Source organism: Xylanibacter muris, from assembly GCF_013166605.1.
Classification (GTDB): Bacteria; Bacteroidota; Bacteroidia; order Bacteroidales; family Bacteroidaceae; genus Prevotella; species Prevotella muris.
The window spans coordinates 1-26,488 of record NZ_JABKKF010000010.1 but is presented as its reverse complement, the minus strand read 5'-3'; the positions used below and the strand labels follow the sequence as shown (position 1 = coordinate 26,488).

The 26,488-nt window shown below is 40.5% G+C and carries 22 protein-coding genes and 1 tRNA gene; 10 read left to right on the top strand and 13 right to left on the bottom strand.

The window, feature by feature from the left end:
• Positions 1-1,026: 1,026 nt before the first annotated feature.
• The 7 genes from HPS56_RS10210 to HPS56_RS10180 all read right to left on the bottom strand — a co-directional run bounded on the left by HPS56_RS10210 (position 1,027) and on the right by HPS56_RS10180 (position 7,519).
• Positions 1,027-1,114: transfer RNA gene (locus tag HPS56_RS10210), tRNA-Ser, on the bottom strand.
• 132 nt (positions 1,115-1,246) lie between these two features.
• Positions 1,247-1,837 (bottom strand): IMPACT family protein, encoded by a 591-nt coding sequence (locus HPS56_RS10205; protein WP_172276164.1) that lies wholly within the window; start codon positions 1,835-1,837, stop codon positions 1,247-1,249.
• A 91-nt stretch (positions 1,838-1,928) separates the two neighbouring features.
• On the bottom strand, positions 1,929-3,176 hold the full coding sequence (locus HPS56_RS10200) for a DUF1015 domain-containing protein (RefSeq protein WP_172276163.1): 1,248 nt from the start codon (positions 3,174-3,176) through the stop codon (positions 1,929-1,931).
• Between the two features lie 23 nt (positions 3,177-3,199).
• Positions 3,200-4,117, bottom strand: a complete 918-nt coding sequence (locus HPS56_RS10195) for an NAD(P)-dependent oxidoreductase (protein WP_172276161.1) — start codon at positions 4,115-4,117, stop codon at positions 3,200-3,202.
• Between the two features lie 78 nt (positions 4,118-4,195).
• On the bottom strand, positions 4,196-5,263 hold the full coding sequence (gene serC / locus HPS56_RS10190) for a 3-phosphoserine/phosphohydroxythreonine transaminase (protein ID WP_172276159.1): 1,068 nt from the start codon (positions 5,261-5,263) through the stop codon (positions 4,196-4,198).
• A gap of 122 nt (positions 5,264-5,385) precedes the next feature.
• Positions 5,386-6,705: a DEAD/DEAH box helicase gene (locus HPS56_RS10185; RefSeq protein ID WP_172276157.1), complete on the bottom strand. Its 1,320-nt coding sequence runs from the start codon at positions 6,703-6,705 to the stop codon at positions 5,386-5,388.
• 7 nt (positions 6,706-6,712) lie between these two features.
• Positions 6,713-7,519: an MBL fold metallo-hydrolase gene (locus HPS56_RS10180; RefSeq protein WP_172276155.1), complete on the bottom strand. Its 807-nt coding sequence runs from the start codon at positions 7,517-7,519 to the stop codon at positions 6,713-6,715.
• 716 nt (positions 7,520-8,235) lie between these two features.
• Between HPS56_RS10180 and HPS56_RS10175 the strand changes: the two genes are divergently transcribed.
• Positions 8,236-9,012, top strand: a complete 777-nt coding sequence (locus tag HPS56_RS10175) for an SDR family NAD(P)-dependent oxidoreductase (protein WP_172276153.1) — start codon at positions 8,236-8,238, stop codon at positions 9,010-9,012.
• A 95-nt stretch (positions 9,013-9,107) separates the two neighbouring features.
• On the opposite strand, the gene HPS56_RS10170 is transcribed toward HPS56_RS10175, so the two are convergent.
• Together HPS56_RS10170 and HPS56_RS10165 are read right to left on the bottom strand one after the other, a co-directional pair.
• On the bottom strand, positions 9,108-10,718 hold the full coding sequence (locus tag HPS56_RS10170) for an OmpP1/FadL family transporter (RefSeq protein WP_172276151.1): 1,611 nt from the start codon (positions 10,716-10,718) through the stop codon (positions 9,108-9,110).
• Positions 10,719-10,780: 62 nt separating this feature from the next.
• Positions 10,781-11,698, bottom strand: coding sequence for a hypothetical protein (locus HPS56_RS10165; RefSeq protein WP_172276149.1), 918 nt, complete (start codon positions 11,696-11,698; stop codon positions 10,781-10,783).
• A 135-nt stretch (positions 11,699-11,833) separates the two neighbouring features.
• On the opposite strand from HPS56_RS10165, the gene prmA reads away from it, so the two are divergent.
• Entirely contained in the window at positions 11,834-12,700 is an 867-nt protein-coding gene (gene prmA / locus HPS56_RS10160) for a 50S ribosomal protein L11 methyltransferase (RefSeq protein ID WP_172276147.1), read from the top strand.
• A 47-nt stretch (positions 12,701-12,747) separates the two neighbouring features.
• Here prmA and HPS56_RS10155 read toward each other — a convergent pair whose 3' ends face one another.
• Both HPS56_RS10155 and HPS56_RS10150 read right to left on the bottom strand, forming a co-directional pair.
• A complete protein-coding gene (locus HPS56_RS10155) occupies positions 12,748-13,617 on the bottom strand; it encodes a glycoside hydrolase family 25 protein (RefSeq protein WP_172276145.1) in 870 nt (289 codons plus the stop codon).
• A 70-nt stretch (positions 13,618-13,687) separates the two neighbouring features.
• Positions 13,688-15,331 carry a diphosphate--fructose-6-phosphate 1-phosphotransferase gene (locus HPS56_RS10150; RefSeq protein ID WP_172276143.1) on the bottom strand — a complete coding sequence of 548 codons (1,644 nt, stop codon included), beginning with the start codon at positions 15,329-15,331 and terminating at the stop codon, positions 13,688-13,690.
• A 257-nt stretch (positions 15,332-15,588) separates the two neighbouring features.
• Here HPS56_RS10150 and HPS56_RS10145 point away from each other — a divergent pair, with 257 nt between their 5' ends.
• From HPS56_RS10145 to HPS56_RS10120, 6 genes are all read left to right on the top strand, one after another.
• Positions 15,589-15,861, top strand: a complete 273-nt coding sequence (locus tag HPS56_RS10145) for a hypothetical protein (protein ID WP_172276141.1) — start codon at positions 15,589-15,591, stop codon at positions 15,859-15,861.
• A gap of 11 nt (positions 15,862-15,872) precedes the next feature.
• Positions 15,873-16,427 (top strand): 1-acyl-sn-glycerol-3-phosphate acyltransferase, encoded by a 555-nt coding sequence (locus tag HPS56_RS10140; protein ID WP_172276139.1) that lies wholly within the window; start codon positions 15,873-15,875, stop codon positions 16,425-16,427.
• 280 nt (positions 16,428-16,707) lie between these two features.
• On the top strand, positions 16,708-19,455 hold the full coding sequence (locus tag HPS56_RS10135; protein ID WP_172276137.1) for a golvesin C-terminal-like domain-containing protein: 2,748 nt from the start codon (positions 16,708-16,710) through the stop codon (positions 19,453-19,455).
• Between the two features lie 35 nt (positions 19,456-19,490).
• Positions 19,491-19,820: a DUF8442 family protein gene (locus tag HPS56_RS10130; RefSeq protein ID WP_172276135.1), complete on the top strand. Its 330-nt coding sequence runs from the start codon at positions 19,491-19,493 to the stop codon at positions 19,818-19,820.
• Positions 19,821-19,905: 85 nt separating this feature from the next.
• Positions 19,906-21,933 (top strand): YgiQ family radical SAM protein, encoded by a 2,028-nt coding sequence (locus HPS56_RS10125; RefSeq protein ID WP_172276133.1) that lies wholly within the window; start codon positions 19,906-19,908, stop codon positions 21,931-21,933.
• On the top strand, positions 21,851-22,666 hold the full coding sequence (locus HPS56_RS10120; protein WP_253952442.1) for a hypothetical protein: 816 nt from the start codon (positions 21,851-21,853) through the stop codon (positions 22,664-22,666). Before HPS56_RS10125 ends, HPS56_RS10120 begins: the two co-directional genes overlap by 83 nt.
• A gap of 149 nt (positions 22,667-22,815) precedes the next feature.
• On the opposite strand, the gene HPS56_RS10115 is transcribed toward HPS56_RS10120, so the two are convergent.
• Entirely contained in the window at positions 22,816-23,208 is a 393-nt protein-coding gene (locus HPS56_RS10115) for a hypothetical protein (RefSeq protein WP_172276131.1), read from the bottom strand.
• A gap of 336 nt (positions 23,209-23,544) precedes the next feature.
• On the opposite strand from HPS56_RS10115, the gene HPS56_RS10110 reads away from it, so the two are divergent.
• Both HPS56_RS10110 and aroC read left to right on the top strand, forming a co-directional pair.
• Positions 23,545-24,150: an FKBP-type peptidyl-prolyl cis-trans isomerase gene (locus HPS56_RS10110; RefSeq protein WP_172276129.1), complete on the top strand. Its 606-nt coding sequence runs from the start codon at positions 23,545-23,547 to the stop codon at positions 24,148-24,150.
• Between the two features lie 26 nt (positions 24,151-24,176).
• Complete coding sequence (aroC, locus tag HPS56_RS10105) at positions 24,177-25,253, top strand: chorismate synthase (protein WP_172276127.1); 1,077 nt, start codon at positions 24,177-24,179, stop codon at positions 25,251-25,253.
• A gap of 907 nt (positions 25,254-26,160) precedes the next feature.
• On the opposite strand, the gene HPS56_RS10100 is transcribed toward aroC, so the two are convergent.
• Positions 26,161-26,325: a hypothetical protein gene (locus tag HPS56_RS10100; protein ID WP_172276125.1), complete on the bottom strand. Its 165-nt coding sequence runs from the start codon at positions 26,323-26,325 to the stop codon at positions 26,161-26,163.
• Positions 26,326-26,488 lie beyond the last annotated feature (163 nt).

Here is a 26,488-nt window from a genome sequence, read left to right as displayed (position 1 = left end):
CTCTTTTTATTCTTTACATCTATTGACACCATATAAAATAAAAACCTTCCACACCATGAAGTGAGAAAGGCTTGCATTTCATTTATAAAACTGAAATCATGTACATACCTTGTCACTTCCGGATGCCCCACACAGTCGGATAATAATATTAATAATATGTAGCATATTTGATTTCATATCTTCATGTCTTACAATAAACATGATGCAAAGTTAAATAAAACACACGATATAAACAAATAAACTATAATTATTTTATCAAAAAAAATAATAAATCAGAAGATTTTATTGATTCCACGAGCATCTATGCCTATCTGAACCGATAGCCTACCATCAAAATACGTCTTTGTCTGGCATGAACACCATTTCGCGATATACTTGTTTTCATACCCATCAGACAAATATTATAGGATTACTCTTGCATGGACGTCATCATGCAATATGAATAAGTTAACCATACGTGCATTGTTAATTTATCAAAAAGGCCGCACCGCCCTTAAAAATTTGAAATCTATTTACATTCCCAGTAAATATAAAATTCTCTTCCGATGAATGGCCTATTCATGCTCAATGAATGGCATGTTCATCGGCCATGAATAGCCTATTCACCAAGCGAGAACAGACCATTCATTTTTGGCACACTTTTTTCTACAACTAATCCATTGTATACCAGATAGTTACACTTCTTGTAAAAATCCACAAAGCATAAGAAAACCTGTCTTGTAAATTTTATTACATATCAGAACCTTTAGCGCGAGGTGCTTTAACAAACATTCGCTATAATGACTAAAAATACCAAAGAGGAATTTGTGAATCAGCCGATAAAGCATTCCTGAGGAACGTCACCACTCGTGGAATGGAATCAGGACCTTAACGGCATACTGATCTAAACGTGCCAAAGACACGTATCCATAACATTTAGAATGAACTTTTGGGCTTTATCCATGCATTATCCATATTCACAATTACCATGAAACAATGTAATACTTTCTAATGCAAGACAAATATAAATAATATTACTTACTCTTGCGGAAAGTGAGGGATTCAAACCCCCGATACCTAAAAAAGGTATACCGGATTTCGAGTCCAGCGCATTCGGTCACTCTGCCAACTTTCCTTAACAAACAATTAATATAAATATATGATATCAATCATCATTTATGCCATGCAAAGGTAATATATATTTTTGAAATAAAGTAAGAAATTGAATGTTATTTTATAACAAATACCAAATATCAGGAATTCTATGCTATTCAAATGACAGTTTATCCAACCGTTCTTTCAAGACCGCAGCCTCAGACCGGCGTATCGACAAACTTATCTCACAGTTCACACCGAAGTTTTGTGATACGATCCTTGGCGACATATCCTTCACGATCCGCATCACCTGATTCATCATCGGATAAGTGAAAGTGTAATTAACAACCTCTTCAACAAACTTATTCTCAACCTCTGCATCCGCTATCGCTTCTGCCGCAGCTGCACGATATGCAACGATAAGCCCGCTCGAACCCAACTTGACACCTCCGAAATATCTTATCACGACAACAAGAATATCTGTCAGTCCGTTACTTACAATCTGTCCGTGAATGGGTTTTCCGGCAGTGCCACTGGGCTCACCGTCATCATTCGCACGGAAATCCTTGCCTTCCGGACCAAGAACATAGGCATAACACACATGGCGTGCATCATAGTATTTCCTACGATATGCGGCAACAATATCTTTTATCGCCTCAACATCGGTAACATGAATGGCAAAGGCGAGGAACTTACTACGCTTTTCAGTATAGTAAGCCTCGCCTATCTTGTTTTTTGAGATTGTCTTATATTCGTCTGTCACTACCTTATAGTTAATAAAATCCGAAACAGATGATTTGTTTTATATATGAACTCATCCATTGGGGATAAACACCGGCAATCGATATTTATTGTCAGTCTAATTTATGAATAATGAGACCTGAACGCAACTTCGGCTCAAACCATGTAGCCTTGGGAGGCATTATATTGCCGCTGTCCGCTATATCCATAATCTGCTTCATAGATACCGGATAAAGAGCCAATGCCGCACGCATCTCTCCGGAATCCACACGACGCTTCAACTCTCCCAAACCTCTGAGACCGCCTACAAAATCTATACGGTCGGATGAACGTAAGTCTTTTATGGCAAGTATCTCATCAAGAATCAGACGGCTTGAAATATCAACATCGAGCACACCTATAGGATCTGTATCATCGAATGTTCCCGGTTTAGCCATTAGACTGAACCATTTGCCGTCAAGATACAGTGAAAACTCATGAAGCTGTGAAGGACGGTATTCATCCTTACCCTTGTCTTCAACAATAAAGTTTTTCTTTAATGCCTCAACAAACTCTGCAGAAGAAAGTCCGTTGAGATCCCTGACAACACGATTATAATCAAGTATGGTCAATTGTGATGCTGGGAAACATACAGCCATAAAATAGTTGTATTCCTCTGTTCCGTCATGATTTGGATCGAGCTTTGCCTTCTCTGCGCCTACAAGTGCAGCCGCTGCTGAACGATGATGTCCGTCAGCTATATAAAGGCTTTGCATCTTTGCGAACTCTTCTGTAACAGTCTTTATGTCCGACTCATCAGACACGACCCAAAGCCGATGTCCGAAGCCGTCAACAGGAGCGACAAAATCATATTCAGGCTCCGATGCCGCATAACGGCCTATGAGTTCATCCAAAACAGGATTATCTGGATAGGCAAAGAATACCGGCTCTATATTGGCATTGTTCACACGTACATGCTTCATACGGTCTTCCTCCTTATCGCGTCGTGTCAACTCATGCTTCTTTATAACACCGGACATATAATCAGCCACGTACGCTCCTACCACAAGACCGTATTGTGTCTTTCCGTTCATGGTCTGTGCATAGATATAGTACTGTTCCTTATCATCCTGAACAAGCCATCCGTTATCTTGGAACTTGCGGAAGTTTTCAGCCGCCTTCTCATACACACGGGGATCATATTCGCTTGTACCCGGCTCAAAGTCTATCTCCGGCTTTATTATATGATAAAGACTCATTTCATTATCTCCGGCCTCCATACGCGCCTCTTCCGAATTAAGGACATCATAAGGACGGGACTCCACCTTCTCGACAAGGTGTCTGGGAGGACGAATCCCCTTGAAAGGTTTTATTATAGCCATAAATAAATCACTTGATTGAAATATTATTTATTAACCTGGAACTTAGTGCATCCGTCTTTAAAATAGGCGTTAATCTGCCGTGCGGCTGCAATACCGGCATTGGTATTAGCCTCTGCGGTCTGCGCTCCCATCTTCTTAGGAGTTGAGAAATAACGTCCCTCAAACTTTGCAAATTCCGCATCCGCATCAGGCTTGATGTCTGTAATAAACTTTATGTCACTACGTTCTTCCATCAACTTTATAAGTTCGGCTTCATTTATAACCTCCTTACGTGCCGTATTTATAAGAATACCGCCCTTACGCATCAGGCCGACCATCGCATAGTTTATACTTTCCTTTGTCTCGGGTGTCGCAGGAATATGAAGTGACACAATATCACATGTCCTGAACAAATCATCCTGACTTCCAACGGCCTTGACTCCCGCACTCTCGATAACTTCCTTCGGACAATAGGCGTCATAAGCATACACTTCCATGCCAAAGCCGGCAGCAATACGAGCAACATTACGTCCGACATTACCAAAAGCGAGAATACCTAATTTCTTGCCATACAGCTCTGTTCCGGATTTTCCGTTATAGAAACCGCGGACCGCATAAACAAGCATACCAAAAACAAGTTCGGCCACGGCATTGGCATTCTGTCCGGGAGTATTCTCTACTATAATGCCTTTCTCCTTAGCATAAGCTGTATCTATAGAGTCGTATCCGGCACCGGCACGAACAATAATTTTCATATCCGTTGCAGCGTCAAGCACCTCTTTTGTAACTTTATCTGAACGTACAATCATTGCATCAGCATTGCCTACCGCCTCAATAAGCTGAGCATTATCAGTATATTTCTCAAGCAATATAAGCTCATTGCCTGCACCTTCAATCTCTTTTCTTATACCTTCCACCGCCGCAGCTGCGAAAGGTTTTTCTGTCGCTACTAAAACTCTCATTGCCATAAAATATTTTATTAAAAAATAAGGAGTTAGCGGAATGGATTTTCCGATAACTCCCATTATTGATTGCTATAATCAGTGTTGAGCCTCAAACTCCTGCATGCACTTGATAAGCGCATTTACACCTTCCATCGTCTGTGCATTATAGCAGCTTGCACGGAATCCACCGACACTGCGATGCCCCTTTATGCCGACCATTCCTTTTGATGTCGCATACTCGAAGAAAGGTTTCTCAAGCTCTGCATATTCGTCATTCATAACAAAACATATATTCATAACAGAACGGTCTTCCTCTGCCACAGTTCCGTGGAACAGTTTGTTTCGGTCTATCTCTGCATACAATGCGTCTGCACGCTCGTTAGCACGTTTTTCCATTTCCTCAAGACCTCCGTTGCCCTTTATCCAACGCAGAGTCTCCAATGCCGAATAAATAGGAACAACCGGAGGGGTGTTGAACATAGAACCCTTTTCCACATGCGTACGATAGTCAAGCATGGTAGGAATCTGACGCGGTGCCTTTCCCATCTTCTCATCCTTTATAATGACCAATGTCACACCTGCCATGGCAAGATTCTTCTGTGCACCGGCATAAATACAGTCATACTTTGACACATCCACCGGACGGCTGAAAATATCAGAAGACATATCGGCAATCATAGGAACATTGACATCAAGCTCCTTACGGATTTCTGTTCCATATATTGTATTATTTGTTGTAATATGCAAGTAATCCACATCTGAAGGACATGTCCAGCCCTTTGGAATAAAACTATAGTTAGCATCAGCAGAAGAAGCGACTTCCACGACCTCACCAAACAGTTTTGCCTCTTTCATTGCCTTCTTTGCCCATGTACCTGTGTTCAGATAAGCAGCTTTATTTATAAGGAAATTATAAGGAATCATACAAAATTCCAATGACGCGCCACCTCCAAGGAATATAACAGAATACCCTTCCGGAATATGTAGCAGTTCCTTGATAAGAGCAACAGCCTCATCAAGAACCGGCTGGAAATCTTTTGCACGATGGCTGATCTCCATAAGGGAGAGACCGGAACCATTGAAGTCTAAACACTGCTTGGCGGTATTCTCTATCACTTCACGTGGAAGCATCGACGGACCCGCATTAAAGTTATACTTCTTCATTTGACTGTTTATTTAGTTGTTTAAACAAAAATTATTCAATTTATTCTGTCTGCGAAATTACGACTTTTATTTTAGCCAGCAAAATATTTCATGTATAAAAGAACGAAAACGCAACAATAAGATTATCTTACCGGTTCTACTATTGTCCTTATGCCTTTTATTTTTTCTCCTCTTGTATGTTTCAATACCATCGGAAGTTTTTGACGGCAAACGGCAGCATAAGAATACCGGTCCTTCACATCAATGCGTCCTATATCATCTGGTTCAAGTCCACCTTTCTTGCACAAGTATCCGACTATATCACCTTTGCTTATTTTATCTTTCTTTCCCTTACCTATATATAATGTAGACATTCGAGGCAACGACGGAGGCGGAAGTTCAGCAGGCAGATTAAGATCCTGTAGCTCAATATGAATAAACTCAGGAACCGTCTCACCGGGTCCAAGCAGGAAAAAAGCTTTTCCTGAAGCCTGCCAACGCGCAGTACGCCCGACTCTATGTATATATGCCTCCTCGGTATCCGGCAAATGATAATGTATTATATTGTCGATGTCCGGAATATCAAGCCCACGTGACGCAAGGTCCGTTGAGACAAATACATTCGATGAGCCGTTGCTGAATTTATATAAAGCATCCTCACGCATTTTCTGATCCAGGCCTCCATGAAAACCACTTACAGAAAAACCTTGTTTTCTAAGATATTCCGCCGTACGTTCGACACTCTCACGGTAATTCAAGAAAACTATAGAACTCTTGTCGCCAAGCATACGCAACAGTGAAGACAACGTTTCAAGTTTATCTTTTACAGGACTTTTCAGGCCAAACACCTCCACACGGTCTGAAACCTGTTCCTCGTCATCCGTATAGTCTATTCTGACCACACGTCCCATATTCACGAAATCGGGAATCCGCTCTGCATCTGTCGCAGAAAGAAGTATTCTCCGACATGTACCGGGAAGACTGTTCATAAGTTTCTCCATCTCATTATGAAATCCCATTTCAAGGCATTTGTCAAACTCGTCCAATATGACAAACCTTATTCCATCTGTGGATATATTACCCTTGTCAATATGGTCATTCAGACGCCCTGGAGTACCGAATACGACATGTGGCATTACTTGCTTCAGTGTTTTATGCTCTTCCATTGCCGGACGTCCGCCGTAGCAACAAACAGAACGTATACCGGATTTCATGGAATTAAGAACCTCTGACGACTGCAATGCCAATTCCCTTCCAGGCACAATCACGACTGCCTGGACTGTTCTTGACGATGGATTAAGTATTTCAACTAAAGGCAACAAGTAAGCAAACGTCTTTCCTGTCCCTGTCGGTGATAGTATTACAACATCCTTATCTGTTCTGATGATGCCGGATGACGCATCGGTCTGCATTTGGTTGAGCTGTCCTATACCAAGCCTTTTCAATATATCTGCTATTTTCATTTCATTATTATTTTATTAGTTCAAAAGGCCCGCTTGGGAGTTTTCTTCTCAGAACTTCCAGTTCCATGTCTTTGCCAATCACCACTCCATGACTGCAAAGCACCGTCTCAACCGTTTTTCTGGCCAATTCCGGATGATTATTCTCCTCCGAAAGATGACAAAGCCACACATGTCTCAGTTTTTCTGTCATGTTCTTTGCCAATACATTACCACAATTAACATTGCTCAAATGTCCTTTGCTGCTTAGTATGCGCTTTTTCAAATGACTGGGATAAGGCCCTACATTAAGCATTTCCTCGTCATGGTTGGCTTCAATGACAAGATACTCGGAATCTGATATATAACGGCACATTTCATCTGTAATGCTTCCGGCATCGGTTATCACACAGAAAACGACTCCACGGCACTCTATTCTGTAGCCTACATTATCATTGCTGTCATGAGGAACACCAAAAGGTGTGACATTAAATTCACCAATGGAAAATGTTGTGCTTTTTTTTATTTCCCTTACCATCTGTTCCGGTATTTTTTTTGCAACACAATAATTACGTCGGATACCTTCATGAACTTCCGCTGTAGCATAGACAGGTATGTTGAATTCATTACTTATACTTCCAACAGACTTTATATGATCTGCATGATCGTGTGTTATCAATATATGCCGCACAGAAGACAGACTTACTCCATATTCCCTGCAATATTTCTTAAGACTGCGCGGCCCTATTCCCATGTCGATAAATATTCCTTCATTTTCGGTTAGCAGACAATAGCAGTTGCCACTGCTCCCGCTTCCAAAAGATATAAATTTCAGCATTACTTTTATCCTTAAATATATGCAAAGACGAATCTTAAACTTTGCAAAGTTAAGAAAAAATACCGTTATTACCAAATCTATTTGTATCAAAGGACTATCTTATGTCATTAAAGAAACATTTGAAATATTGATTAGAAACAATACCGGTATTGAAAAAATATTTCCTTAATATGCAAAAGTAATACACTAAAAAAACATTCTTTCCTATATTAATTTGACAAACAAGCCTCATCCTTATAAATATAATTGTCAAGATGAGGCTTGTTTAATTACACTATTAATATTCTACTATTACATCATATTCATAAGGTTTATCATATACATTATTTCCCCATTATCCAAAATTTTTATAAAGACCCAATTTATAAGAGGGTGTAATTATTAGAACTCATTAATACTTTAATATATATTTACATCAAGTACTGTGTACCCTATGGCATATTACCGCCAAGTGACCTGTTACGTAACAGGTCACTTGGCGGTAAAAAGTCTGGTTTTCTTTCTTGTCACCACTATTTTTATTCGTAAAGCAAGTATACTAATATCAGTACAGTTACATCAATGTTTAGCTATTCCGAGGAAAATGGTCGAAGCTCCTGTATCATCCCCTCATACGTTGCGGATCCACCAGCATTCACACAAAAATAATGTGCATAAAAACAATAACTAATAAATTTGTAGTATATTTGTATCCACATATACATATCAGTTATCACATGACACAGAAAACGAAAGAAAGCAATAGGAAAGCAATAATAATCGGTGCTTCATCAGGCATAGGCAGAGAGGTGACAAAATTACTCATAGCTGACGGATGGACTGTCGGTATTGCAGCAAGAAGAAAAGAGAATCTTGAGTCGTTAAGAGATATGGAGACAACAGATGACAATGGAATGAAATCCGGTAAGATACACATTTCATCTATCGATGTAAATTCCGAAGAATCTGTCTCCAAACTACACGACCTTATACGATCTATTGGAGGCGTTGACCTTTTTTTCTATTCCGCAGGAATAGGTAAGCAAAATATCATGCTCGACAAAGATACGGAATTATCAACGGTAAACACAAACTGCATGGGATTCTGCAGTATGATTGGGTGCGCATACCGTTATATGGCAAGCCATGGAGGAGGACATATTGCATCAATAACATCCATCGCAGGAACAAAAGGTCTCGGTGCTGCTCCGGCATATTCTGCCACTAAAGCATTTCAGACAACATATCTTGAAGCACTGTCACAACAGGCAAATTTAAGAAAGCTAAATATACGTTTTACCGACATACGTCCTGGATTTGTTGCCACACCTCTACTTGGAGACAGTAATCATTATCCATTACTCATGCCTGTTGAGAAAGTTGCCAGGATTATAGTAAAAGCAGTATACGACAAGAAGGAGATAAAGATTGTTGACTGGAAATGGCATATAATAACATTCTTTTGGAAACTTATTCCAAGTGCGATATGGAAAAAGATGAATATATGCAAATAAATGCCATACAGATAAAAATAAGTCTCTTGAAAGTTAAAGTTCTTTCAAGAGACTTATTTTTATCTGTATATTAAGAGCCAGTATTATTACTTCCATCAGAACGTGTATCCTAATGTAAGAAGAACCTGATGACGCTTATTGTTTACTTTCACTGCATCTGCAGCATTGTTATTATGTGCGCTGTAATCATAATAATTGTCACAAGCATCATAGAAAGGACGGAATGTTCCGTTTGTCTGACTATATTGGTATGCAAGATCAATATTCAGTTTGTCCATACGGTACCCGAATCCTGCTGTGACACGATATGTGTCTTCCCAATTGGTATAGTCTGTTGTGCTCTGATAGGTGACACCATAAGAGCCGATTGTCCCGTCTTTTACCCCGTTTTTATTATACATTGGAGACACATAATTGAATCCGAGACGCATTGCAAGATTTTTGTCGGGCTTGTATTCCGCACCAAGCTTCAAAGTTGAAACACCTTGCAAAGTTTTCTTTGCATGACGGTTCATATCCCGGTCAGACTCGCTATTATAATCGTCATAATAATAATCATAGTCTGTGTTTACACGTGTATCAAGACTTCCGTAATCAGCATACTCATACGAAGCACCAAGTGCAAGATAATTTCCGACTGTATGTCCAAGGCTTACACCGAACTTCCATGGAGTAAACAATTTAAAATCATAAGAGTTTGACATATCCAATCCACCGTTACCGGCATATATATCGGGATTAGCATCCGCATCATCTATCAACAATGTTGTATAATTGCTTGTAGTAAGATCGTACCATGTGGGAGTTGCTACTGAGAGTCCCACTCTAAACGGAGAATCCTCAACAGGACGGAATATAACACCCGCTTTCACGTCAAATCCCGTTCCACTAATTTCACGCTCATCCTGGAGAAGAACTCCACCTATACCAATACTGTTAAGGAAATTTCCTGAAGCCGGATCTATAAACAGCTCCGAATATTCAGAATAGCTTCTATAATTCACATCCTTAATACCCACAGTAAGTCCAAGATACACACGGTCATTCAAGTTACCGCTGATATTGAAATCAAATTCTGATATATATCCTGTATTAGAACGGTCCATCATATATTTTGACGCATCGAAGAATCCGTATGGATTTTCAGGATCAACTTTATTATTATATAATATTGTATTATAATACAGGTAGTCTATTTGACTGTATTGGTAATTGTCACAAAGAATCTCGTTATTCTTAATATAAAGGTCAAGACCTGCCGCTCCTTTATTATATGAAACGGCATTCTGGGACGCACCGTTCGAGTTACCTGCAGCACTCAATATCTGATTGAAGTTACGGCTTTTACTATAATTGAATGCAAAATTCAGGAAAGAGCTTCTTCCTGTACGTGTTGAATATACAAAACCGGCCTGGTCAAAGCTCATATTGGTCTTGTTTCCGTCACCAAAAGAATTATATCCCTCTTGCGACACAACCCCAAATGACACATTTGCAGAAGAACGCCGGAAAAGGCCGATTCCCGCCGGATTTGTGCCAATTGTTGAAATATCCGCTCCAAGGGCTTCCATCGCTCCTCCCATACCTACATAACGTGCTGTTCCGTTCAAATCAGGAGTAACAAGATTTGCATTCTCGTATGTTTCTTGTGCTGCAAGCGGTAAGGAAACCGCAACAAACGCAGCTAAGATATATCTGCTATTCATAATTAAATATTTAATTGCTACTTATACTTTATTACATATACGAAACACATTTACTTATCATATCAACGCCTTCCACCGAAACCGCCACCGGAACGTGCTCCTCCACCGCCTCCTGAGCGGTTAAAGCTTCCACCGCCACTGCTGAAACTTCTGTTGCTGCTATTAGTATTAAAGTTTCCATTCGAACGGTTGCTATTAAAATTATTATTCTGATACCTCTGTGTCTCCGTATTTCGGTTGACATTATTTCTATTGGAGTTTCTGTTTACACCAAATTTATTGGAGGCATTAAAACTTCTGTTGCGTATATTTGTATTACGGACTCTATCGGTACTTGAAATTCCGCTACTGACACCTTTACCCGAAGAATATCCAGCAAGGGGCTGACGACCGGTAACACCGTGATGATTCAGCGTTCCGGAATGTATATTCCTTACATATCCTCCCCCCGGATACCAACCGCCATAATGATAATGCGGATAATACCATCCATAATGATATCCCCATCCGTAATACCATGGATCATACCAGGAGCTAAAGTACCATGGATTGTACCATGGGTCATACCAGGAATCATACCATCCTCCATAGTACCACCACCGACTTGAACGACCGGCATAAAATCCAGCCCAATAAGGATCCGTCCATGAATAATCATCAAAACGACTCATTTTACGGGTATAAGTATAGTCATTTTCCGGATTATAAACAGTATCGGGATAAACACCGGCCTGTCCGTCGAAATATATTGTATCACCGGAAGCGGAGTCCAACGGTTCTACTTTGCTGAAAAAACGGCGGTTGTACTCGTCCACACTACGGTTGCTTCCGGAATAATATGTACTTCCAGACATACCATAATCGTTTGAAACAATAACTCCTTTTTCCTTTTTAGGCACAAAATACATATCATCGTCCTGAGCAAAGGAAACAACAGGCATTATTCCTGCAAATACGAATGCTAAAAGTATATTTCTCATAAACTGCCTTTTTTATTTACTATTATTTACAGTGCGAAATTACAAAAATATTTTATGCAAATATAGGGAAAAACCCTAAATGATGGTAGGTTTTTCCCTATATTTTGTAATTTTGCAGCATAAAATTAACATCAGATGAAATATTACAAGGTATGTTTTAATATATCAGCTCCCGATTGGCTGATGGCAGACTCATGCGATTTACTTGTAGCAATGGCCGGTGACGCAGGATTTGAGGCTTTCGATGACAATGACACCTATCCGCAAAACATTCTTGTAGGGTATGTGCAGACCAACATGCTTAACAAAGAGCTCCTTGATGATACAATAAAAAACTTTCCGTTTAATGACGTCACAATATCTTACAACATAGAAAATGCCGAGGATAAGAACTGGAATGAAGAATGGGAGAAAAACGGTTTTATGCCTGTCATCATATCTGAAAAATGCGTAATACACGACGGCAAGCATCATCCGGACAAGGATTATTCTATCGCAGTAGAGATTATTCCCAAACAGGCCTTTGGCACAGGTCTTCACGAAACTACACGTATGATTATATCCGAATTGCTTGAAATCGACCTTAAAGGAAAATATATTCTTGATTGCGGATGCGGAACGGGAATACTTGGAATTACTGCCTTAAAATGCGGAGCAAAGTATGTTTTGGGATATGACATAGACGAGTGGAGCATTAAGAACACCAGATATAACTCGTCTGCAAACTTTGTTGATAGTTGTTATGATACAGTATTAGGAGATGCCTCTATACTCCGCAATATAAAGCAGAAGTTCAATATCATCATGGCAAACATAAACCGTAACATTTTACTTAGTGATATGGCAAGCTTCATAGAAAGACTGGATAAAGGAGGCATTATATTGCTGAGCGGATTCTATACAGAAGATATCCCTATATTAGAATCCGAAGCTCAAAGACATGATATGAAAGTTGAATGCATAAAAGAGGAAAACGGATGGGCAATGCTAAAAATAGTATAGTATATGCGGTCGGGTATTATTGATACGGTAATATCCGGCCATAAACACTAATCTCCTCCGATTGTAAGCCTTCTTAAATCATAATAACTTCCATTATAGATATTGAAATCCACAAACCCTTGTATTCCCGGCAGTCTTCCGCAATCGGTATGTTGCCAGAATTTCCATTTTCCTTCATATTTCACTTTATCTACATAGTAGTGGGCAATCCAATAAGGATACTCATCAAAAACTTCATCGCTAAGATATGTTGTCTTAAACTTATAGTAGGTATATATGATAGGTTTCACCTTATATTCCTTTTCCACCAATCTTAACCATGTCAGCACACTTTCTTTAAATTCTTCAGGACTTTGCTCCTTTGACTTATGCTCAACGTCAAGCACCGGTGGCAAATCACCTTCTTCAAGTCTTACATTCCTGATGAAATGCTCTGCCTGTGCTCTTCCAGAAGAGCGTGTGCTCCAAAAATGATATGCTCCACGTATGAACCCGTATTCGCGGGCATTATAAAAATTATCATTAAAACGCTTGTCTACTCTCGTCCTTCCTTCTGTTGCCTTTATCATGACAAAACGCACAGGGCATTTTTCTATCATTCCATTATTTTTAAGACTTTCCCAATCTATCTTTCCTTGATAATGGCTTATGTCTATACCGTGTATCTCATAACCTTTAGGATAAGAAGCGTCACCATACAGCGCACGCCAACGAAAGCCGAACGGACTCACAAAAAAATAATAGAAGGCCCATACATATACAGCAACAACAAGACCGCCTCCTGACCACCATGCCCATCCGGGAAGTTTACCAAGAATACCGGTAAACAATCCATGTTTACGCTTTCTTACAGGATTTTTTCTGCTACGCCTTAAGTTCGACTTTCTTTTATTGTTGTTTTTAGTTGTTGCCGGCATGTTCTACAAATTAATTAAAGGAGTTAATTTGCTTAACTCCTTTAATATGTTAATTAACGATGTTGTTATCTTATTTTCCTTGTTCCAATGCCAATGTCTTTGTAGGCTGGTCGCATACATCGGACGGTCCCCAGTACTGTATCGGTCCCGGATAAATATAGCATGTCTCCTTTGCCCAATGATCACGATTGGCAACAAGTTCCTTATACGGTTTTCCATCCAGTTCAACAAGCGCCTTCTTTATTACAGGCTTCATCTCACCGTTACGACGCTCCATGTTCATCATCATCGTAATCGGCACACCTCCAGCAATCCATTCCTCGGCACTGGCTGTGGTATTCTTCACTATGGCCATATATCCTGTTTTGCCGTTTGCAATAAGTTGTGCGGCACTTGTACCAAGTGCGTAACAATAGTCTGAATCAAAATTTGACGGAGCCGCACAACGTCCCTCATATCCAAAGAAATGATGCTGGGCAGCAAAACTGCCTACATACCGGCCTTCATTTTTCCATTCTGCCAGACGTGCCTCACACATATCCGAAAGCAGTTTTTCTGTCTCAATAAGTGAAACCTGCACATTTCCATGCGGGTCACGGTCTAAAGAAAGCTGACGGGCAACACCTGCAGGGAGAGTTTTAAATGTTGCGGCATTATCCGGAGTAAGATGACTGATAATATATTCGCGCTGCGCTTTCTTGTCAAGGTCTTTATAGTCTGCACCATGAAGGGCAAGCAGGTCGTTGAGTTCGTCAATAAGACGTCCTATGGCAGGAATAAATTCGATAAGGCCTTCCGGAACGATTACCGTACCGAAATTATATCCGTTTGACGCGCGATAAGCTATAGTCTCGCAAAGCTGGTCTACAATTTGGTTAAGAGTCATATCGTTCTTCTCAACCTCCTCGGATATAAGACATACATTAGGCTGACACTGAAGTGCGCATTCCAATGCGATATGACTCGCACTGCGTCCCATTACCTTTATAAAATGCCAGTATTTACGTGCAGAATTACAGTCACGTTCGATATTGCCGATAAGCTCCGCGTATGTCTTGCATGCTGTGTCAAAACCGAAAGATGTCTCTATCTGCTCATTCTTCAAATCACCGTCAATTGTTTTCGGACATCCTATTACCTGAACGCCATAATTCTTTGCCGCATAATACTCCGCCAGAACACACGCATTTGTATTTGAATCGTCACCACCTATAATGACTATGGCCTTTATATCAAGTTCACGTATAATCTCAAGTCCTTTCTCAAACTGCTCTACTTTCTCAAGCTTTGTACGGCCTGAGCCAATCATATCAAAACCACCGGTATTGCGATACTCATCAACTATATCCTTTGTAAGTTCCATATAATTATGGTCAACAAGTCCGCCGGGCCCCAGAATAAAACCGAAAAGACGGTTCTCCGGATTTAATTTCTTTATCTGATCAAATAGTCCTGTGATAACATTATGTCCGCCGGGTGCCTGTCCTCCGCTAAGAATAATACCGACATTCATTCTGGTATTGTTCGTCTCATCACTTGGAACAAACTCAACTACGGGCATGCCGTATGTGTTGGGAAATAACTTTTTAATCTCATCCTGATTGTCAACACTCTGTGTCGGTGCACCTTCCTTTACCTTTACTGCGCCTTGAAGAGCCTTCGGCAATTTTGGCTGATAAGAGGCTCTTGCAATCTGTAAAGCACTTTTTTCCATAAATAATTTTTGTTATTAAAATAGTTGAATTATCTTTTTATCATATTTTATGATGCAAAAATAATATTTTTTACCCAAATAATAAAACCTTAGATAAACAAAATGCCGATATTTAATGTTTTTTTGTGGGTAAAGTCTTTGTCCTTTAAGATATTAATCGTATCTTTGAGCATGAAAAACGTTTACTGTGTTTTCATCTGCCGCAAATCAAAACAATAAAGGATAATTTTAATTTTATTAAAAAAGGAGGGATTATTATGGCAAGCAAAAGAATTTTAAAAAGCAACATTCATGAGATTTGCTCAAAACTGTTTACCGAGTGTATTGCCGCGTCTTTTAACATTCCAAAGGAAAGCAATGACAATATAGGCTCCCTTGTATTCTCCATATCAGAAATGGAGAAAAACTTTGTAAAAAGGATAAACCATATCCAACCGGGCATGAAGCCGCAGGCATATTTCAAAGACCTCATTGAGAAATTCAATTCTCAAGCAATAGAAATAATAGATCAGATATATAATTTACACTAAATATTTGTATTATGTGGAAAGCATTTTGTAGTTGGATGTTATATCGGGTATGGGGATGGAGAACAGAGATAACGGAACTCCATCCCGACAAATTTATCATTTGTCTTGCTCCCCATACAAGTAACATTGACTTTATCATCGGACAGCTTTATTCCGGAGCATCAGGAATAAAAAGCAATTTTCTTATGAAAAGGGAATGGTTCAGAGGACCGCTCGGTATTTTTTTCAGACATATCGGGGGGATACCTGTATGGCGTTCAAAACATACCAGCATGACCGACAATCTTGCCGAAACAGCAAAAAAGCTTAAATCCTTTCATCTGTGTATCACACCGGAAGGTACCCGTTCTCCCAACCCCGAATGGAAAAAGGGATTCTATTTTATTGCAATGAAAGCCGATATGCCAATCTTACTATATTCCCTTGACTTTGAGAAAAAACTCATAAAATGCACAAAGACAATTTATCCTAATGGTGACATTGATACACAGATGAAAGAAATAAAAACTTATTTCAAAGATTGCAAGGGACGCAATCCGAAAAATTTTGTATTGGGTGAAATTTAATAAAATGAAGCACAACAACGCTTTATCGAAAATATTACTTTTTATATTGTCTGTATCCCATCATTATTTCATTAATGATGCGTACGGGGCAATGTATGACCATGGATTTGCATCGTGTAATGACAAAGCCGTATTATCCGGAATACATGCAGCACAATCCTCCTTGTATCATTCATCTTCTTCATATAAAAGCAAAGAAGAAGCGAAGTTAAAAAGAAACCTGGAAGTCTTTTTTGCCAAATACAAACTTAATGACAAGGCAATGACAGGCATGGCCAGAATGACAGGTTATAAACTTGACGACAGAGCCAAAACCATTACAATAATGGTTAATGATGTCTTTGCCGCACAGGATTTCACTCCAAAAGAAGTGGAAAAAATATATAAGAAGATACGCGGCAAACTTCCCAAGCCATACAAGAAATATAAAATTAATGTGTCGGCAAACGGAATGACCATAGACGAGCTTCTGCCCTATTCCACATATAAAGACGGGAAAAAGCCGATACTTTGGGGAGACATAAACTATGAAGGTAAACCATGGGTCAAAAACATCTCATCACCCATAAGGATAACACACGGACTTCAGAACAGACATATTGCCGTATGGGCAAGCCATGGAAGATATTTTGATATAAACAAAGATGTATGGAAATGGCAACGTCCGAAATTGTTTGGAACATGTGAGGATTTGTTTACTCCTACTATAGTTGTACCCTATCTTATTCCCATGCTTGAGAATGCCGGCGCAATAGTGTTTACCCCAAGAGAACGCGATTGGCAGAGAAATGAAATTGTCATTGACAACGATGACTATAAGCCTGGCACAAAATATATTGAGGTCAGTTTGGGCAACGAATGGAAAACAGCAAACAGCAAAGGTTTCTCAAACCGTTTTACGTATTCACTCACCGATGGACAGAATCCATTCACATCCGGAACAGCAAGAATAGTAAAAACAACGGGAAGGAAAAAGAAAGCAAGCATTGTTTCATACCAACCCAAATTTCCAAAAGATGGGAAATATGCCGTATACGTAAGTTATCAGACTGTCAAAGGCAGTGTGGACGACGCATGCTATACAGTATGGCACAAAGGAGAGAAAACTGAATTTCATGTAAATCAAAAGATTGGCGGAGGCACTTGGGTTTATCTTGGACATTTTAACTTTGACAAGGGCAGCAGCGAATTTAATCGTGTGACAATATCTAATGTAAGTTCACAAAAAGGATATGTAACAACAGATGCCGTGCGATTCGGGGGCGGTATGGGTAATGTTGAGCGTAACGGCAAGAAAAGCAATCTGCCGCGATGCTACGAAGGTGCGAGGTATTACGCACAATGGGCCGGCATGCCCTACTCCATTTACAGCACAAGAAAAGGCATGGATGACTATAGCGATGATATCAACGTACGGTCACTTATGACCAATTATCTTGCCGGGAGTTCCATATATGTCCCGTCGAAGAAAGGTCTTGGAGTACCGCTTGAGCTTGCTCTTGCCGTACATAGCGATGCCGGATACTCAAAGGATGGAGACGCTATTATCGGCTCCTTAGCCATATATACCACAAACTTCAATGACGGCCGTCTTAATTCTGGCATATCAAGATTTGCGTCAAGAGACTTTGCAAAGGCATTGTTGACCAATATTGATAAAGACCTCAGACTTAAATATGGCAATTGGAACAAAAGATACCTGTGGGACAGGAATTATTCCGAAACAAGGCTTCCGGAGGTTCCAAGTGCCATAATAGAAACGATGTCACATCAGAATTTTCCTGATATGGCAATGGGACAAGATCCGGATTTCAAGTTTTCTCTTGCACGTTCACTTTACAAAACCATTGTCCGTTATGTTTGCGACCAGCACGGGCTCCCCAGCATAATATCTCCTCTGACACCGTCAGGATTCAAAGTAGAAATAAACAATACGGATGAGGCGTTGTTAAGCTGGAAAGCTGTAGACGACCCCCACGAACCCACATCGCATCCTGACGGCTATATCATATATACGGCAACAGGGCACAGTGATTTTGACAACGGAACATATATCCATTCCTCCACGAACTACAAACTAAAGCTCGCCCCTGATGTTTTATATTCATTTAAAATCACGGCGGTGAACCGTGGGGGCGAGAGTTTTCCTTCTGATATATTATGCGCACAATACAGTCCGAAAGCGAAAGCCGGAATAATGATAGTCAACGGCTTTCACCGCCAGTCATCTCCTTCCATAAGGAACAATTCCTATGAGCAGGGATTCGACATTGACGATGACATGGGAATCACTAACGGCCCTACAATAGGATGGGTGGGCACCCAGACATGTTTCAACCGTTCACGTATGGGTATAGAGGATGAGAGCGGTCTTGGATGGAGCAACGACAACCTTACAGGGATTATTATAGCAGGAAACAACAAAGACAATGTAAGAACACATGCTCAGGCCATACATGATGCCGGCACCTACAATATATCAAGTTGTCAGAGCGAAGAAGCAGAAAACGGAAACATAGACCTTAACAAATACAAGGTTATAGATTTTCTGTCCGGCCTTGAGCGTGATGACGGTCACAGTCTTGTAAGATACAAGACATTTTCTCCGTCAATGCAAAGACAGCTAAGCCGCTATGCCACAAACGGAGGAGCCATATTTGTAAGCGGAGCATATATAGGAAGCGACATGACCACTGGGGAGGACCGCTCTTTTCTGGCTGCAACATTCAAATGCACATCATCGGAATATGTGAGACATGCCGGTGATTCCGTGAACGGACTTGGCACGACTTTATCTTTCTTCTCTTCTGTTAACGAAGACCATTATGCCGCCACCCGCTCCGATGTGCTTACACCAATATATCCCGCATTTACGGCAATGAGGTACAACAATGGCAAAGACGCTGCTGTTGCATATAAGAGCACAAAATTCAACGCATTCGCCATGGGATTTCCATTTGAATGCATAAAGATGGAGAACAAACGAAGCGACATAATGCGTGGAATATTAAGATTTCTTACAGAATAAGTTTCATATTTTATAAATAAAAAAAACAGGTTATTATGCAAAGGATTCAGACAAACGCTTCAGGAACAAGAAGCATAGAAGTAAGCGAAAATCATCTACAGACAATAGATAAGTTTAATTTATTCAAAGACTTGGTAGACAGCAACGGATATATTGACGAACCTGTACTCGATAAGCTTAAGTTCAATATCCGCTCCATACTCGAGTCTTCTGCCGACAAGAACCAAGAATTGCTTGACCTTTGCCTCGATGTTATATATCACCAGAACATGAAAGCCTACGGGTTGCAGAACCTTGTGTCGCTTTTCGTGGAATGGAAAGAAAAACATAACAACGAACAGGCAAACACGGATACAGAAGAATGATTTTCCGCTTAAATGACCGGTTGGAGACATTCAATGTTATCATCCGAAACTCTGCCTCTAAAATCTTTAGAACCATATAAAGACAATGGATTTTAAACTTTCAGATTTTCTTCCTACCACAAAAAAAGAAGTCGGACTCAGAGGATGGGATACCCTTGATGTCATCCTTTTCTCTGCTGACGCTTATGTTGATCATCCTTCATTCGGAGCTGCCGTAATAGGCCGCACACTCGAAGCGGCAGGATATAAAGTGGCGATAGTTCCACAACCAGACTGGCATGGAGACTTTCGTGATTTCAAGAAGCTGGGAAAACCGAATCTTTTTTTCGGAATCGCACCGGGCTGTATGGACTCTATGGTAAACAAGTATACCGCCAACCGACGGTTGCGCAGCGAAGACGCCTACAGTCCGGATGGCCGTCATGATATGCGGCCGGAATATCCCACCATCGTATACAGCAGGATTCTGAAAAATCTCTTTCCCGATGTGCCGGTTGTTCTCGGAGGTATCGAGGCTTCGCTACGACGTCTCACACATTACGACTATTGGCAGGACACTCTGCGGAAATGCATTCTTTGCGACAGCCATGCCGAACTTATTATATATGGTATGGGAGAAAAACCAATAGTGGAATTATGCAGACAGCTGGAAGGAGGTGTGCCCATAAGGGATATAAGAGACATACCACAGACAGTATACCTCACCCAAAAGAATGATTTGCCACACGGTATATGTGAGAACGACATTATGCTGTACAGTCACGAGGAATGCATGAAAGATAAAAAGAAACAGGCCTCAAACTTCCGCCATATAGAGGAAGAATCAAACAAAATGCATGCAAACAGGCTGATACAGGAGGTGGACGGAAAATACGCCGTGGTGAATCCTCCCTACCCTCCTATGACAACAGCCGAGCTTGACGCTTCGTTTGATTTACCGTACACCCGCCTGCCGCATCCGAAATACAAGGACAAGCGCATCCCGGCGTACGAGATGATAAAGTATTCCGTAAATATACATCGCGGATGTTTCGGAGGATGTGCCTTCTGCACGATTTCCGCACATCAGGGAAAATTCATTGCAAGCCGCTCAAAGGAAAGCATATTAAAAGAGGTGAGGAAAATAATCCGTATGGAAGGATTCAAAGGCTATCTTTCCGACCTTGGGGGACCGTCGGCGAACATGTACCGTATGGAGGGGAAAAACAGGAAGATATGCGAAAAATGCAAACGTCCCAGCTGTATAAATCCGAATGTTTGCCTAAATCTTAATACAGACCACCGTCCGTTGCTTGATGTATATCATGCCGTTGACGCTTTAGACGGAATAAAGAAAAGTTTCATTGGAAGCGGTGTACGCTATGATCTTTTGCTGCATAGAAACGATGACGACAACATCAACCGTGCAGCTGAAGAATACACACGCGAACTTATATGCCGCCATGTGAGCGGACGGCTAAAAGTGGCACCGGAGCATACAAGCGACAATGTGCTTAAACTTATGCGCAAACCTTCTTTCTGTCAATTCATAGAATTCAAACGCATATTCGACAGAATAAACAAAGAAGAGAACTTACGGCAACAGATAATTCCATATTTCATAAGCAGTCATCCCGGATGTCATGAGGAAGACATGGCCGACCTTGCCGTAAAGACAAAGCGTCTCGACTTTCAACTTGAACAGGTACAGGACTTCACTCCCACCCCAATGACCGTAAGCACGGAAACATGGTATACAGGCTATGACCCTTATACACTCCAACCGGTATACAGTGCAAAATCACAAAATGAAAAACTTGCCCAAAGGCAGTTCTTTTTCTGGTATAAACCTGAAGCACAAAACAATATCCGCCAGTCGTTAAAACGGATTGGAAAAACGGAACTGATAAACGAGTTGTGTCCGCAAGCACCGTTTTTTAAGAAAAAAACATATACTGGAAACAGAAATGAAAGCGACGGTTATTCACAAAATGACCACCACAGACATTCAAAAGCAAAACAGGGATATTCCACAGACTACCCAAAAAACTATGACAATGGAAATAATAGAGCAGGCTCTTGTATCAAAAAGTCCAAAAGTAAAACCGGAAGACGGAATAATAATAACAGATAATTTCATTGCCGTGATAGACGGCAGCACAAGCAAGACAGACAAGCGTTTTTCCAGATGGAAATCAAACGGCAGGTATTGCATGCAGATTATCGGCAAATATATATCCAAGATGCCTAAAGATATACGCTTTGAACAATTTGTCAACGGTGTAACCATGGCTGTGAGAAAGAAATACAAAGACTCACAGATTGAATATTTGCTTGCCCATCCAGAAGACAGGCTTACGGCAAGTTGCATCGTCTTCAGCCGGGTACAACGGCAAATATGGATGATTGGCGACTGTCAGTGCCTTGTGGGAGACAGCTATTACAACAACCCCAAACCGTATGAGGAAGAAATAGCAAACAAAAGAGCCGGAATAATTGCCGACATGCTTGCCAACGGCCACTCCACTGTATCACAACTTAGAGCGCATGACACTGCGCGAGATGCTGTCATACCGGATCTTATAGCCACCATGAAGAATCAGAATATAACATATTCCGTGGTTGACGGGTTTAAGATTCCAATAGATAAAACGCACGTGATAACTCTTGATTTCAAGCCTTGGACCATTGTTCTTGCAAGTGACGGATATCCCTTTCTAAAACCGACTTTGAAAGAATCGGAAAGTTTCCTCGACAGCCAGTTACGGGAGGATCCACTGAATATACATGCTTTCAAGGCAACAAAAGCATTCATTGAAGGAAATAACTCGTTTGATGACAGGGCTTACATCAGGTTTAAAATATAAACCGCAAAGAACTATACCCGATGCCTACAATCCAACATTGTTCAAACGCATAATACGCAAAAAAGACAATGCCGCTTCCGGAATATTCTTCCATGATAAAGCGACATCGTCTTTTTCTTTTATATATTCAGGAATAGTCCCTATATATATTAATAACTCAAATTGATATTATTAAGTGTGTTATTGAACAAAACCAGATACTTATCATATTGCTCTTTGTTGAGAATATAACTCATGCAACGCAGATTCTTCTCTATAGCGTCATTTGCCAATATCTTTCCTTCCGAGGAACCTACAAGCTCTGCGGCAGCCATCTCCTGAGCGAATGTGCGCTGAACATAATATACACTTTCCATCTGGCTGAATGTAAGTCCAAGAACCTCGCCCAATTTACGGATATTTATATTAATGTCATAAACTCCCGCATTCTCTGCAAGCCCAGTCTCCGCTACCGTATTTACCGCAACCAAATCGCTCTTGCTTGCAGCGAATGCCAAAGACATTGTAAGCATTGCCATCACTGAAATAATAATTCTTTTCATAATTGTTACCCTTTCTTTAATTTCTAATTAATACAAAATGTTATCCTTATATCCTGTTTTCATTGCAAAATTACGATAAAATACGCTGATTATCAAACAAAATTAACCCTCATTTATTAATAGCCTCCATTTTATGACCTAAGTCAAAGAATAAGCCTTTGTTTGTTTTTTTAGCATATACAGATTAAACCTTCCGCCATTTTCTATATTCATAAATAACAGGCATACCTTCTAAATATTATCAATTATTCGATTATTACAGCGTTTTTTTTTAACTTTGCAGTCTTCAAGATTCAAGAAAAAACAAAACTCTAAAATATAAAAGGAATAAAGACAATGGAGAAATCACAAAACAAGTACATTGCCGTCGCATACAAACTTTATACAGTAGACAGCGAGGGTAAGCATTTCGTTGAGGAAGCAACAGAAGAACAGCCGTTTCAACTTATAAGCGGTTTCGGAATTTCACTCGACGCATTCGAAAACAGGGTTATCGCACTTGGAGAAGGAGAGACATTCGAGTTTCAGCTCACAAAAGACGAAGCCTTTGGCGACTATGTGGACGACCGCATCAGAGAATTCGGTCATGATATGTTCTGTATAAACGGACATTTTGACCATGAACACATATATAAGGATGCTATTGTGCCGATACAGAACAATGACGGAAATCTCTTCCACGCCAGAGTGTTGGAAATAACAGACAGCACTGTAAAGCTTGACTTCAACGCTCCGCTTGCAGGAAAGACCCTCTTATTTGCAGGAAAGATTCTTGAGAACAGGGATGCAACAATCGACGAGATAAAGGGACTTATAAACAGGCTAAGCGGAGAAGGATGCAGTTGCGGATGCGGTGACTGTGGTGGCGGATGTGGAAGCCATGATGACGATTGCGGACATCACCACAATGGAGGATGCTGCGGCGGACACCATCATCATTAATTCAACACATAACAATAGCAATAAGGATGCGAAACACATTTGGAAACATATTCACACTAACCTCATTCGGTGAAAGTCATGGAGAAGCCGTGGGAGGAGTTATCGACGGAATGCCCGCTGGAATAGAAATCGACATGGATTTCATCCAAACCGAGCTGAATCGGCGACGCCCGGGGCAAAATGCGATAACTACAGGACGCAAAGAACCGGATAAAGTGGAATTGCTAAGCGGAATATTTGATGGAAAGACAACAGGCTGCCCCATAGGTTTCTTAGTAAAGAACACCAACCAGCATTCCGAAGACTATGAGAATATGCGCAACGTGTTCCGTCCTTCACACGCAGACTATACATATTATAATAAGTATGGAGCGCGTGATTATCGCGGAGGGGGCCGCTCATCGGCACGCATAACAATAGCAAGATGCGTAGCTGGCGCATTTGCAAAACTCGCCCTCAGGAAATTGGGAATAACCATATCTGCATATACATCGCAAATAGGCGACATCTATGTTCGTGATGATTATAGAACTCTTGACCTCAGTCTCGTTGAGACAAACGCAGTAAGATGCCCTGACCTGAAGGCAGCCAAGGAAATGGAAGAGCTTGTCTCAAAGCTTAAGAGCAAAGGCGACACCGTCGGAGGTATAATCTCATGTGTGATAAGAAATTGCCCTTCCGGACTTGGAGAACCTGAATTTGATAAGTTCCACGCGGCTCTCGGTGCAGCCATGTTGGGAATTAACGCTGTAAAAGGATTCGAATATGGCGAAGGATTCAGCATGGCAAACCGGTATGGTTCGGAAGTGAATGACATTTTCATGAGCAAGAATGGAAAGACTGTCACTCAAACCAATCACAGCGGAGGCATACAGGGAGGTATAAGCAATGGCAGCGACATTTTTTTCCGGGTGGCATTCAAGCCTGTAGCAACACTGCTCATGGAACAGCATACTGTAGACATTTCCGGAAATCCAACCACGCTCACGGCTAAAGGACGCCATGACCCATGTGTATTACCACGTGCCGTACCTATCGTAGAGGCAATGGCGGCAATGACTGTGCTTGACTTTTATTTGTTAAATAAATGCGCTAAATTGTGAAACAAAGCCATAAAGTTCTTAAATATGCTAAAGTAAGATACAAACTTAAAAAAAATATTTGTTTTAGTATTGCTATTTAATAAAAATACAGTATCTTTGCAATAGCTATAAAGGATTTGTGAAAATCTTGAAATAGTATTAGTTAAGTCTAGTTTAGTTTTTGTGTTGGTTGAGAGCGGTTCCGTTGAATCGCTCTCTTTTTATTATTACAGATATTGTTACTATTTGTCGCATTCATCCAACATGTAGGAACAGGGGGCTCACCCGACAAACCATGGGGGAAGCAAATAAGGAACTGCCTTCGGCACGTGGAATATGTGATTCCCAAACCTGACATTGTACACACCGCAAAGCGATGTCCCCAATTTACAGAAAACCGAGCCTTATCTATGGCCATGTCATATATCGGCCAGATTTATCCCCGCGTATTTTCCGATGAATCATGATGCATTGTAGTATTATCAGTGTAAATATTCCATTTCGGTCGCCATAGAAACGGCACACAATATATGAAATCCGTCCCGTGAAGTCGTCTGTTAATTTACGCAAAAATCCCTAAATGCTTTGGAATTTTGAAATCTATTTACATTTTCAACAACTGTAAAATTCTCTTTCGATGAATGGCCTATTCATGCTCAATGAATGGCATGTTCATCGACCGTGAATAGCCTATTCACGCTTGATGAATAGGCCATTCATTTTTGGTATACTTCTTATTTAATACTAACACATTGATTATCAATACATTAAGCATCAATAAAAGATTCTAAAAAAACAAGCAACGACACCGTATGATTTTTTATTACACTTACAACCGTTTTAGATGTGTTTTTTAACAAATATTATTTAATCATCATCCACAGACACACACACATTTAATGAAACGAGAATCACGGAATTTTGTCAATCACTCCAGGAACTCGATTATCTCCTTTGCCGAAATCTCTTTTGCTATCACTCTCTTTTCCTTTCCTATAAGATACATCACAGGCATGGAAGGAAAATCGTAAAGCCTCGTCGACGGTATACAGGAGGCATCATTTGCCACAATCCACCAACCGGGTCTTTTCATTTTCATCTTAACATAATTAATGTTTGTTTACAGTTTGTCTAATTTGGGCTCACCCGATAAACCATGGGGAGTTTCTTTTATTTATCCGAAAAGTGCTACCTTTGCATCATGAACACTCAAGGACTATTGGCATTGGCACAATTAATTCTGCCATCTGAAATAC